This window comes from Phytoactinopolyspora endophytica (assembly GCF_004138495.1).
In the GTDB taxonomy this organism is placed as follows: Bacteria; Actinomycetota; Actinomycetes; order Jiangellales; family Jiangellaceae; genus Phytoactinopolyspora; species Phytoactinopolyspora endophytica.
Window position 1 is genome coordinate 100373 of record NZ_ML142863.1, and the last position, 11627, is coordinate 111999.

Annotated in this window: 13 protein-coding genes; 1 reads left to right on the top strand and 12 read right to left on the bottom strand. The window is 66.5% G+C overall.

Features of this window, described 5'->3' with window-relative positions; genetic code table 11:
- Positions 1-489 precede the first annotated feature (489 nt).
- Entirely contained in the window at positions 490-1416 is a 927-nt protein-coding gene (locus ELR45_RS24700) for a helix-turn-helix domain-containing protein (protein WP_129668713.1), read from the bottom strand.
- A 226-nt stretch (positions 1417-1642) separates the two neighbouring features.
- Here ELR45_RS24700 and ELR45_RS24705 point away from each other — a divergent pair, with 226 nt between their 5' ends.
- A complete protein-coding gene (locus tag ELR45_RS24705; protein WP_129668714.1) occupies positions 1643-2548 on the top strand; it encodes an NADP-dependent oxidoreductase in 906 nt (301 codons plus the stop codon).
- A gap of 289 nt (positions 2549-2837) precedes the next feature.
- Here the strand turns inward: ELR45_RS24705 and ELR45_RS24710 are convergent, their stop codons facing one another.
- The 11 genes from ELR45_RS24710 to ELR45_RS24760 all read right to left on the bottom strand — a co-directional run.
- Complete coding sequence (locus ELR45_RS24710; RefSeq protein WP_205857196.1) at positions 2838-3026, bottom strand: hypothetical protein; 189 nt, start codon at positions 3024-3026, stop codon at positions 2838-2840.
- A gap of 13 nt (positions 3027-3039) precedes the next feature.
- Positions 3040-3879, bottom strand: a complete 840-nt coding sequence (gene mutM, locus ELR45_RS24715; protein WP_129668715.1) for a bifunctional DNA-formamidopyrimidine glycosylase/DNA-(apurinic or apyrimidinic site) lyase — start codon at positions 3877-3879, stop codon at positions 3040-3042.
- 201 nt (positions 3880-4080) lie between these two features.
- Positions 4081-4950, bottom strand: a complete 870-nt coding sequence (gene mutM / locus ELR45_RS24720) for a bifunctional DNA-formamidopyrimidine glycosylase/DNA-(apurinic or apyrimidinic site) lyase (protein ID WP_129668716.1) — start codon at positions 4948-4950, stop codon at positions 4081-4083.
- Complete coding sequence (rnc, locus tag ELR45_RS24725) at positions 4943-5737, bottom strand: ribonuclease III (RefSeq protein ID WP_129668717.1); 795 nt, start codon at positions 5735-5737, stop codon at positions 4943-4945. The genes mutM (ELR45_RS24720) and rnc overlap by 8 nt, the downstream gene beginning before the upstream one ends.
- Before the next feature lie 13 nt (positions 5738-5750).
- The gene (gene rpmF / locus ELR45_RS24730; protein ID WP_129668718.1) at positions 5751-5954 is read right to left on the bottom strand and encodes a 50S ribosomal protein L32; all 204 of its coding nucleotides are present in this window, start codon (positions 5952-5954) and stop codon (positions 5751-5753) included.
- A gap of 2 nt (positions 5955-5956) precedes the next feature.
- Positions 5957-6547, bottom strand: coding sequence for a YceD family protein (locus ELR45_RS24735; RefSeq protein WP_129668799.1), 591 nt, complete (start codon positions 6545-6547; stop codon positions 5957-5959).
- Between the two features lie 96 nt (positions 6548-6643).
- Positions 6644-7216 (bottom strand): hypothetical protein, encoded by a 573-nt coding sequence (locus tag ELR45_RS24740; protein WP_129668719.1) that lies wholly within the window; start codon positions 7214-7216, stop codon positions 6644-6646.
- 133 nt (positions 7217-7349) lie between these two features.
- Positions 7350-7844, bottom strand: a complete 495-nt coding sequence (coaD, locus tag ELR45_RS24745; protein WP_129668800.1) for a pantetheine-phosphate adenylyltransferase — start codon at positions 7842-7844, stop codon at positions 7350-7352.
- Positions 7845-7962: 118 nt separating this feature from the next.
- Positions 7963-8541: a 16S rRNA (guanine(966)-N(2))-methyltransferase RsmD gene (gene rsmD, locus ELR45_RS24750; protein WP_129668720.1), complete on the bottom strand. Its 579-nt coding sequence runs from the start codon at positions 8539-8541 to the stop codon at positions 7963-7965.
- Positions 8542-8616: 75 nt separating this feature from the next.
- Positions 8617-10917 carry an ATP-dependent DNA helicase RecG gene (gene recG, locus ELR45_RS24755; protein ID WP_129668721.1) on the bottom strand — a complete coding sequence of 767 codons (2301 nt, stop codon included), beginning with the start codon at positions 10915-10917 and terminating at the stop codon, positions 8617-8619.
- A gap of 62 nt (positions 10918-10979) precedes the next feature.
- The coding region (locus ELR45_RS24760; RefSeq protein WP_476704140.1) for a DAK2 domain-containing protein at positions 10980-11627 on the bottom strand (648 nt) is incomplete at its 5' end.

Consider the following 11627-nt stretch of genomic DNA (forward strand, 5'->3'; position numbering starts at 1 on the left):
AGTCTCGCCCCGGAAGGATGGCGGTCACGGGCTGGGGCCATCGCTGCCGCGATCGGCCAAGACGATCTTGGACTGCTCGAGGATCGCGAGTCCACGGAGCCGACCGGAGCGGTCCACGGCGTCTTGAAAGATCTGTCTCACAAAAATGGTGTACGAGAACGACTCCTGAGAACCGATCTCCGGTGATGGGCCAGGGACCGGGCTTCGTCTCCTTCAGGCGATGTCCACGAGACGCCGGCTCTACATTCAGTGTGCTGACTGGACAAATGCGGTTTGATAGACCGCGAATATCGGGATCCACCACAGGACCTGGGACTCCGCTTAGAAGCAACGACTTTCGGCACTTTCGAGCGAGTGGCCGTAGCGGTTCCGCGAGCTGCCCAGGTGACCAGTCGAGAACACGCACTATTGGCCCGACGGCTCCGAGCGTGAGCTCAGAGCGCGTGCACCTTCTAGTCACTCCTTTGTCGATTTATTGGTGATAGCAGCTTATTGACGGGCGCGGACTGTTCGTCTTTCACCGTCTGCGTCGCGGTCGGGCAGAACAGGAGGCGTCTGTTGGATGATGTTGTTCAGGAGCGCGAGAGCATCAGATGATGACTGGTCGGCCGGGGTGTAGACCTCCAGCCGGTGGTCAGGACTATCGGCCTGGAGCCAAAGCTGGAACTCGACCGTCAACGGACCGACAAGGGGATGTTGGAAGCGCTTGATGCCGGAGGTGCATCCGCCGACGCGCCCGGTGGCCCACATCTCGGCGAAGTCGGTGTCTTTCATGCATAGCTCACCGACGAGCTCCGCCAGCCGAGTGTCGTCGGGGTACTTCACGCTGATCCGGCGCAGGTGGGCGACGTAGGCACGGGCCTCTGAGAGCCAGTCCATGTACGCGCCTCGCACTTGCGGGTCGAGGAACAGCAGCCTGGGCATCGACGGACGAGTCCGTGCGTCACTCACGTCGAAGGGCAAGTGCGGGGCCAAGAGCGCGTGGCCGGCAGGCGTCCACGCGAGCGGGTCGTTGCGTCGGCCCAGCAGCACCGCCGCTTGGTCGCCGATGGCGTCCAGCATCGCCAAAGCTCGCGGGTGGGGGTGCTCGGGACGGGTGCGCGGGGCGGGCCGCGTCGGTGAGGGCTTGGCCAGATCGAGCAGATGTTCGGTTTCTGTCTCACTCAGGTGAAGCGCCCGCGCGAGGGCCAGCAGCACCTCAGTGGAAGCGTTGTGGGCCTGGCCCTGTTCGAGACGGACGTAGTATGCGACGGACACACCGGCGAGGTGGGCAACCTCTTCGCGACGCAGACCGGGCACTCGGCGGCGCTTGCCCCAGCTCTCGATGCCAGCCTGGATGGGCGTAAGCGCGGCGCGGCGAGACGTCAAGTACTCGCCCAAGCCACCCGGCTCGGGCCGCCTCGTTAAATTACTCATGTCCCCCACGATAGGCAACCTGTCCGTATTTAGCGTGACCCTGTCAGTAGTAGGAACCCCAGTCGCACCACTATCCGGTGTCTGGCTGCCCTACCTGGCCCGGAAGGATACTGGACTCAGGTCGTTGCCCGCCTCGCCTCCGCGGAACCGGATCGGCAACACCAAGAAGCCAACCGATCTCCACGACGACTCATAGAGTCCCTATCACCCCGGGAGAAGACCCCACATGCGCGCAGTATCATTAGATCACTTCGGCCCCATCGAGGACCTCTCTCTGGTCCAGACACCAGATCCTGAACTGAACCCGGGCGAAGCTCTGATCCGTGTCGTCTCGAGTTCCATCAACCCCGTTGACGAGAAGACTAGAAACGGTGACATCGGTGCTTCCGCTCCTCCACTTCCATTCACTCTCGGATGGGAGCTGGCAGGCATCGTCGTCGAAGACCCGACAGGAAACTTCCGGCCGGGTGACCGAGTAGTCGGAATATCCCACCAGTTGAGCACGGGTCGCGGAACGTGGGCAGATCTGGTCGCCATGCCAGTCGCGGACGTCACCTATGCGCCGGCTTCCGTGGGGCTCGTGGAGGCGGGGACACTGCCGTTGCCGGGGTCGACAGCCCTGCAAGTGCTCGATTGGCTCGATCTTCGCACTGACAGTCACCTTCTCGTCACGGGAGCAGCCGGAGCTGTGGGAAGCATCGCCGCGCAAGTCGCCTCCAGCATGGGCATCCACGTAGATGCTGTGGTCTCGCGACAATCACAGATCGAGTATGTCGCTTCTTTGGGTGCCAGCTCGGCGGTAATCGACATCGAAGATCTTCCCCTATATTCATATGACCGGGTTCTCGACACGTACGGCGCGAATGCTTCTGAGGCGATCAGCGATGGTGGCCGGTACGCCACTATCGCCACGCAGACCGGACCACCACCAGACCTCATCGCCAGGAATATCACCACCAAACTCTGCCAGGTCGCTGCCGACGGCGACGCACTCCAACGACTGATGGACCTGGTCGACAAGGGCGTTATTACCCCACGAGTCGATTCCGTGTTCTCAGTAGTGGACGCCGTCCGCGCTCATCAGCGCTTCTCCGCCGGGAATCTGCAAGGAAAGGTCGCCCTTATCTTCTGAGTACGAGTCAAATCGGCCGACAGATCGCGCGAGCATGCGCCGCTCTCTCGGGGCTCCGCGTGAAGGAGGCCCGGTCAGCCTGGTCACGACCTTGCTGTTCTTCCCCAAGTTCAGCCATGGGCGCGACAGATAGGATAAAATCGAGTTCGCCCGCAGGCTTTGGATCGGCCTCGGCAGCATCGAGTGTCACACAACGCTGATGCCACTGAAGGCTTCATGAGAAGAACCCCGCGGACTTCACGGCTACGGGGTTCACAAATCGCCGGTCATACCGCCATCGGATGCTCGTTCATGCGACGCTGCACACATCCGCCTGCGCTGAACTTGGCGTCTTGCGTGCCGCTGTGCGCGTCGCGATCCATTCGGTGAGCACCAGCGCGAGCACCGCGGGGACGAGCGCCCAGGCAGCGAGATCGGCTGCCCCGATTCTGGCGGCCAGCGTTGCGCCGAGGACGGAGCCGAGGTACATCGCGGCCATCAGAAACGCTCAATTAGCGTTTTCGCTGGCAGGCCGGGCAAAAGTGGCTCGAACGGTTCATGAACTTCTCCTGCACGATCGGGGTGCCGCAGCGCTGGCAAGGTTGGCCAGCAAGCCCATACACGCTCAGGCTCCGGGAAAAGTACGCGCTGCTGCTGGCCACGTCGACATAGAGCCGATCGAACGAGGTTCCGGCCTGGGCCAGCGCAGCGGCCATGACCTCTCGCGAAGCATCGATCACCTCCAAGATCCTCGCCTCGGTCAGCGAGGACGCCGCCGTCTCGCCGTGCATCTCGGCGACCCAGAGCGCTTCGTCGGCGTAGATGTTCCCGATGCCCGAAACCAGCGATTGGTCCAGCAGCGCGCGCTTGATCCCGGTGCGCCTGGCCTTGATCCGCGCAACCACCGCATCCTGGTCGAATTGAGGATCAAACGGATCCTGCGCCACGTGGGCGATCGGCGAAGGCAATGCCGCCCCGCCCTCGTCGAAGAGAAGATGACCAAAGGTGCGTTGATCGTCGAAGCGCAGATCACGGCCACCATCAGTGATGGTAAACCGGGCGCGCTCGTGCGTAGCAACCGCCGCTCCAGGCGAGGTGATGAGCATCTGCCCGGTCATCCCCAGATGAATAAGCAGAGCGTCCTGTTCATCCAAGACCAACCAGAGGTACTTGCCCCGACGAGCGGTCCCCGTGACCGTCGCACCGACAACCCGTGCCGCGAAGTCTTCAGGACCGGCCAGGTGCCGACGCACCGCGCGCGGATGCCGAACAGCCGCCGAGGCGATCGTCCGGCCGCGGACGTGGTCGTCGAGCCCACGACGCACGACCTCGGCTTCGGGGAGTTCAGGCAACGTCCGCACCTCCTGGCCACCGCTCACTGGATACGCGAAACCACTGTTCGGTCAAGTCAGATGCTGATTCCTGTGGGGGCTGATCTGTATGGATGTCAGGTAGAGCGCGTCGAAGCGGTACACGTTGACGTGCAATGACTCGAGGCACGTCGTGCGAACGGAGATAGCTGTCGAGCATGTCGAGCATCGTTCGGCTACTGACTAGCGTTTCCGCTGGCAGCGCGGGCAAAAGTGGGTCGACCGGCCCATGAATTTCTCGCGTTTGATCGGCGTTCCGCACCGCTTGCACGGGTGGCCGGCAAGCCCATAGACGCGTAAAAAGATCTGTGCAGAACCGCTCTCGCCGTTGACGTTGACGTACAGGCTGTCGAACGATGTTCCGCCCTCGGCCAGCGCCGCTTTCATCACGTCGTGCACCGACTCGATCAGGACAGCGACCTCGGTTCGCCGGAGCGTCTCAGTGGGGCGGGCGTAGTGCAGCCGAGCCCGCCACAGCGCCTCGTCAGCGTAAATGTTGCCCACACCGGAGATGAGCGACTGATCCAGCAGCGCACGCTTCACGCCGGTGCGCCGCTTGCGCAACGCGGTCGAGAACACCGTCACGTCGAACGCGGCTTCCAACGGGTCGAGGGCGATGTGCGCGATCTCCACCGGGACCCCGGCCTGGTCGACAGGGTAGATCGCCAGGCCACCGAACGTGCGCTGGTCGACGAAGCGAAGCTCCGGGCCCTCGTCGTCGAAGACGATCCGCACCCGAAGATGCCTTCCGTCGGGTACAGACGACGGCTGAAGCAACAGCTGCCCGCTCATGCCGAGGTGACCGAGGATGGCCCGGCCGGCTGCGGCGGAGCCGTCACCGGGACTGTCGACGAGCGGCAGCCACAAGTATTTGCCGCGGCGGCGCGGGCCGACGATCCGTGCCCCGGCCAACGACGCCGCGAAGTCGAGCGGGCCTGGCAGATGCCGGCGCACGGCACGTGGATGCAGAACGTCTACGCGGGCGATCCTTCGCCCCGCCACGTGTGCCTCGAGACCGCGACGGACGACCTCTACTTCCGGGAGCTCAGGCACCGTCGGCGGATGTACCGTCGACCCTCGTGCCGCCGGCCGATCGAGCATCGACGGCTGCACCCTCGGCCAGCGGATCGTCGGCCGCGTCCTCGTCGAACTGAGCGTTCAGCGTGCTCCACGCCAGCTCGGCGGCGTTGGCCTCGGCTTCCTTCTTGCTCCGCCCTTGACCGGTGCCATACACGGCTCCGGAGAGCAGCACCTCGGCCGTGAAGACCTTCTCGTGGTCGGGACCTTGCTCCGACACCTGGTACTCAGGGACACCCAACGAATGCCGGGAGGTGAACTCCTGCAGGGACGTCTTCCAGTCCAGGCCGGCGCCCAGCGTCGCGGAGACGTCGATCAGGTCGTCCACCAGGCGGTGCACGAGCGACGTCGCGTCTGAGATGCCACCGTCGACATACACGGCACCGATCAAGGCTTCGACCGTGTCCGCCAAGATGGAGGCCTTGTCCCGGCCACCGGTGGCTTCTTCCCCACGGCCGAGCCGGATGAAGTCACCCAGCCGCAGGCTGCGGCCCACTCCCGCCAGGGCCCGCATGTTGACGACCGCCGCACGCAGCTTCGCCAGCTGCCCTTCGGACAAGTCGGGATGACGCCGATAGAGGGCATCGGTCACGACCAGCCCGAGGACGGAGTCACCTAAGAACTCGAGGCGCTCATTCGTCGGTAGGCCGCCGTGTTCATAGGCGTACGAACGGTGAGTGAGCGCCTGTTCCAGAAGTGGCCCGTCAACCGGCATACCAAGACGGGCCTCAAGCTCCGAGAGCGCCTTCGACTCAGCCGTCATTGTGGAGTCCCGATCAGGCGTCGCCCACCTGACGTCCGTTGTACTCCTGGAACAGGGGCGTGCCCTGAGAATCCTCGACCACGTGCGCGCGGTGCGGGACCACCCATGTGGTGCGCCCGTTGACCGTACGCTTCTGGATCTGCGGCAGCTTCGCCTTCCACTGCGAGCGGCGGTGGCGGGTGTTGCTGCGGGACATCTTGCGCTTGGGGACGGCCACGGCTATATCTCCTCCGTCGGGCCGGCCCCCGAGGAGCCGGACTCGTTCGAATCGTCGGCGAGCAGCTCGGCCAGAGCCGCCCACCGTGGGTCGGTCGCTTCATGCTGGTGAGAGGGATCATCCTCCAGCCGAGCTCCGCAGACGGAGCACAGGCCGGGGCAATCCTCCCGGCAGACCGGCGCCAACGGCAATGCCAACACCACCGCGTCACGCACCGGCTGCTCGAGGTCGATCAGCTCGTCGACGACGAACAGACCGTCCTCTTCGGCCTCGGGGTCATCCTTGTCCGAGTAAGAGTACAGCTCCTGAAGATCGACGAGGACGTCATCCTCGATCGGATCCAGGCACCGCGCACACTCCCCCGTGAACGGCGCTTGGACCGTTCCCGAGACGAGCGCGCCCTCCATGACCGACTCGAGCCGGAGCTCCAGCTCTACGTCAGCCTCTTCGGGCACTCCGACCACTCCTTCGAGTCCGAGACCGGCGGGTGCCGGCACCACTCGAGAGACGCGCCGCATCGCCCCAGGTCGACGTCCGAGCTCGCGGATATCGAGCACGAACGGCGCACGCGGATCGAGGGCGTTCAGGGCTATCAACTCTCGTAAGTGTGCGGGCAGACCGATCTCGGCCTCGCCGGGAGGCCACGCCCAGAGTACTAGAGCGGGCCGGATAGAGCCAACTGCAGCGGATCACTCTGCCCGCTCGTCACCAGCCTCCGAAGTGCTGCCCACGTCGCCGTCATCGCCGTCCGCGTCCGACACCTGGTCGATCTCGAACCGGCCCTCCGCGGCGACGCTGGAGTCGAGCTGGTCATAGGGGGTCGAGCGGCGCAACTGTTCCCGTCCTTCTTGCACTGTCTCCACGATGCGCCCGGCCACGACCTCAAGGTGGGCCAGCTTGGCGTCGACGTGGTCGTCAAGCGCGGCCTTCATCGCTTCCAGCTCTAGCCGCGTCTGCTCCAAGGTGCGGCCACGCTCACGGCGCGCTTCCACCAGGACCGTGTGGTCACCGACCAGGCGCGCCTGTTCGGCGCGTGCCTCCGTGACGATCTTCGACGCCTTGCCACGCGCCTCTTCGATCAGCTCCTCGCGCTGGGCGATCACCGTGTCCGCCGCGGCAAGGGCCTCCGGAAGCATGTCACGGATCCGCGTGATCTGCGCCAGCACCTCGGTCTTGTTCACGATCGCCGACGACGACATCGGCATGGTCCGCGCCGAGTCGACCAGCTCCGCCAGCTCGTCGAGCTTGTTGTGAATCTCCACGTTCTCTCCCCCTGCTAGGCAGCACCGCCACCGGGCCTGTGTGACCTGCCAGCCCTCGGCGTACGCACCCTCCTGTACTGCACACCTTCGTGTCCGGCTCAGTCCCCACGTGTCAGCCCGGACAGATCTCACGTTACCGGCTGTTCGACCGGCCGTCCTCGAAACGACCGCGAAGCCGCTCCTGCACCTGTTTGGGAACCAGGCCACTGACGTCCCCACCATACGATGCGACCTCCTTGACCAGGCTCGACGAGAGGTAGGAGTATTCCGGGTTGGTCGCCACGAAGAACGTCTCCAGCCCGGTGAGCCGGTGGTTCATCTGGGCCATCGACAGCTCGTGCTCGAAGTCGGTCATCGCGCGGAGCCCTCTGATCACCACCGAGATCTCGTTCTGCCGTGCGAAGTCCACAAGCAGGCCTTCAAAGCTCGCGATCCGCACGTTCCGCAGATGGGAGCACGCGTCACGCAGGATCTCGATCCGCTCGTCGAGGTCGAACAGCCCTTTCTTCGCGACGTTCACCAGAACCGCCACAACTACGTCGTCGAACACACCGGCAGCCCGCTCGACGACGTCCAGATGACCGTTGGTGACAGGGTCGAACGAGCCCGGGCACACGCAACGACGCACGATTCCTCCAGTGGTCACACCGGCACTGTCCGCCGGCTCCCGCACGCGGGCTCCGGCCACCTCTGGCAATCGGTTCCACCTTCAACCGCCTGCCACAGGCGCCAGACCGGCACCTGTCTTACTTCACTCTGGCCGAGCGACCGTACCAAAGCACGGTCTCCCCGTACGCACGTTCACGCAAACCCGCGAGGCGCTCCGGCCAGGGGACGGGCGGGCTCCGACGGTCACGCTCGACGACCACCACAGAGTCCTCGACGAGCCACCCGGAGGCCAGTCGCGCCAGCACCGCACCGAGCTCGTCCGAGCCCAGTCCGTACGGCGGGTCCGCCAGCACCAGGTCAAACGGCCCGGCGCCGCCGTCCGGGAGCCCGCCGGCGACGACCCTCTCCACCGCGTCGTGGATGACTGAGCCGCCAGGCAGACCGACGTCCGCCAGATTCCCACGAATGGTCCGGACCGCTCGCGCGTCGGACTCGATGAATGTGACATTGAGCGCACCACGCGACAGTGCTTCCAACCCGAGAGCGCCGCTGCCCGCGTAAAGGTCGAGGACCCGCAGCCCGTCGAAACCACCGAGCATCGCGTCCAACGATGAGAACATCGCCTCGCGCACCCGGTCCGAGGTCGGCCGAGTCGTCCGGCCCGACGGCACCCGCAGCCTCCGGCCACCGGCCGCACCGGCCACGATCCTCGTCACGTCCGCCCCACCTTCCTCCCGTGATCATCAATCCCTGGCCGGCTATGGCTGGTCCAGCGGTTGATGATCATGAGGTTATCCCTTGTCGATGTAGTCCTCGTCGCGCTCGCCGAGCACCGCGTCGATCGCGTTGGCCAGCTCCGGATACTCGAGCAGCTCCGGATCCGAGCTGATGACCGCGGCCGCGTCCTCCCGAGCCCGCCGGATGACGTCCTCATCCTTGATGACCTTCAGGAACTTCAGGCTCGAACGGCGTCCCGACTGCGCCGCCCCCAGCACGTCTCCTTCACGACGCTGGTCCAGATCGACCCGGGCCAGCTCGAACCCGTTGCGCGTCGACGCCACCGCGTCCAGCCGCTCGCGCGCGGGCATGTCCGGTGCGGCGTCGGTGACCAGCAGGCACACGCCTGGTAGGCCGCCACGACCGATACGCCCGCGCAGCTGGTGGAGCTGCGAGACGCCGAACCGGTCCGCATCCATGATCACCATCATCGACGCTGTCGGAACGTCGACGCCCACCTCGATCACGGTCGTGGCCACCAGCACGTTCGTCGTGCCGGCGGCGAACCGGCGCATGGTGGCCTCCTTGTCCTCCGCTGCCATCCGGCCGTGCAGCACCTCTACCTCGACGCCTGCCAGCGGACCGTTGCGCAGCTCGTCGGCCAGCTCAAGGACGGCGACCGGACGCCGTTGATCCGGCTCCGCGCCGCCGGAGCCGGTCTCGTACCCGTCCGTGCCGCCGCCCGTGCCGTCGGCGATGGTCAGCATCGACGGCTCGTCCTCGTCGCCGATCCGAGGGCAGACGATGTAGACGCCGCGGCCTGCCTCGGCCTCCTCCCGGGCGCGCTGCCACGCCCGGTCGAGGAAGCGCGGCTTCTCCTGCGCCGGAACCACGTGCGTGCTCACCTCGGCACGCCCGGCCGGGACGTCGGAGAGCGTCGAGATCTCCAGGTCACCGAAGACCGTCATCGCCACTGTCCGCGGGATCGGAGTGGCGGTCATGACCAGGACATGCGGGCGGCTGTCGTCCCGGCTCTTTGCGGCGAGCGCGGCGCGCTGCTCCACCCCGAACCGGTGCTGCTCATCCACGACGACGAGGCCCAGGTCGAAGAACTGCACCCGCTCCTCGAGCAGCGCGTGCGTGCCGACGACGATGCCGGCGTCGCCTACCCCGATGTCGAGCAGCGCCTCCCGGCGCGCGGCCGCGCCCATCGATCCGGTCACCAACGCCACCCGCGTGCCGATGTCGAGGCCGCCCAGCATGCCGCGTTGCCCCAGCGGCCCGAGCAGCTCCATCAGCGACCGGTGGTGCTGCTGCGCCAGCACCTCGGTGGGGGCCAGCAACGCGGCCTGCCCGCCGGCGTCGACGACGGAGAGCATCGCTCGCAGCGCGACCACGGTCTTACCGGCGCCCACCTCCCCCTGGAGCAACCGGTGCATCGGGTGCTCACGCGCCAGGTCCTCGGCGATCATCTCGCCCACCTGCCGCTGCCCCTCGGTGAGCTCGAACGGGAGCTGGGCGTCGAGCGCCTCCAGCACGCCGCCCGGGGTCGCGTGCCGCGGCCGGGCGGGCAGCGCGGCCGCGGATGCTCGACGCCGGGCGAGCTCGGCCTGCAGCACGAACGCCTCCTCGAACCGCAGCCGTGCCTGCGCCTGCCACACGCGCTGCATGTCGACGGGCCGGTGGATCGCCTGGAAGGTCTCGGCGAGCGCGGGCATGTGCCGGTTGCGAAGGACGTCGTCGGGGAGCGGATCGGGGATGTCACCGAGCTGGTCGAGCACGAGCTCGACGCACTTCTGGATCCGCCACGATGCGAGCCGCTTGGTCGCCCGGTAGACCGGGATGATCTCGTCGGCGAATGCCTGCGCGGCCTCCTGCAGGTCGTCCGCGTCGTCGGGCGCCAGCTGATACTCCGGGTGGGCGAGCTGGCGCTGGCCGCGGAAGGTGCCCACTTTGCCGGCAAACATGCCGATCCGGCCCACCCTGAGCTCTCGTCCCCGCCAGTCCTGGTTGAAGAAGACCAGCTGTAGGTCGCTGGAGCCGTCGGTGACCACGACTTCGAGGCGGTTGCTCGGCCGCCCCCGACCGCCGCGCCGGAACTCGCGCACCTGAGCGGTCTTCACCCTCGCGAGGACAGTCACCTGCTCTTCCTCGTGCAGCGAACCGAGGTCGGTCAGCTCACCGCGTTCGATGTAGCGGCGCGGGTAATACCGCAGCAGGTCCTCGACGGTGTGCAGGTCCAGCTCCTTAGCCAGCACCTTCGCCGTCTTGTCGCCGACCGCGGCGTCGAGATCCCGGTGGAGTTCCACGACCCCTATTCCACCACCCCAGCGATCGAAGCTGCGCGGGACACCACGAGGCGCACGCAGCTCCATGATCATGTTCCTTCTGATGCCCTGATAGGGACTCAAAAAGGATCATGATCACGACGCGGTCGTCATTCCACCCCGAGCAGGAGCGGATAGCGTGGCTGACCGCCCTCGTAGACCACGGTGTCGGCCTCCAGGTGGGTCTTCCTGACCCAGGTCTGAACCCCCTCCGCCAGGGACGCATCGGCCTCGGCGCCGGTGACCACCGTCACCAGCTCGCCGCCGGCGGACAGCATGCGCCCCACCACCTCGATCGCGACGTCCAACAAGTCGGAGCCGATCACGGCGAAGTCGCCCTCCACCACTCCCAGCACGTCGCCCGGCCGGCAGATGCCGGCCATGGTCACCGCCTCCCGTGCCGCAACGGTGACCGCACCGTGCCGGGCATGGCCGGCGGCCGTGGTCATCGCGACGACATCGGCGTCGAACGAACGGCCTGGCTCGTGCACGGCCACCGCGGCGAGCCCCTGGACCTGCGTGACAGTCGGCAAGACAGCCACCCGGCGGCCGTCGGCGCGCAGTTCCGCGGCGGCGGCCTCGGCGACCGGGATGGCGTCCCGCTCGTTCGGCAGGATCACCACCTCGGCGACGCTCCCGCCACCGACGGCGGCCAGCATCTCCGACGTCGACGGCCGATGCCCGGTGGGGGTCGGCGACACGACCGCCCCCGCCGAGGCGAACAGCTCGGCCAGGCCCGGACCGGCGGCGAAGGCGAC

Coding starts and splice junctions, on each gene's coding strand:
- rnc (WP_129668717.1), bottom strand. CDS start 5,737: ATGACGGCTGAGTCGAAGGCGCTCTCGGAGCTTGAGGCCCGTCTTGGT.
- ELR45_RS24700 (WP_129668713.1), bottom strand. CDS start 1,416: ATGAGTAATTTAACGAGGCGGCCCGAGCCGGGTGGCTTGGGCGAGTAC.
- ELR45_RS24705 (WP_129668714.1), top strand. CDS start 1,643: ATGCGCGCAGTATCATTAGATCACTTCGGCCCCATCGAGGACCTCTCT.
- recG (WP_129668721.1), bottom strand. CDS start 10,917: ATGGAGCTGCGTGCGCCTCGTGGTGTCCCGCGCAGCTTCGATCGCTGG.
- ELR45_RS24710 (WP_205857196.1), bottom strand. CDS start 3,026: ATGGCCGCGATGTACCTCGGCTCCGTCCTCGGCGCAACGCTGGCCGCC.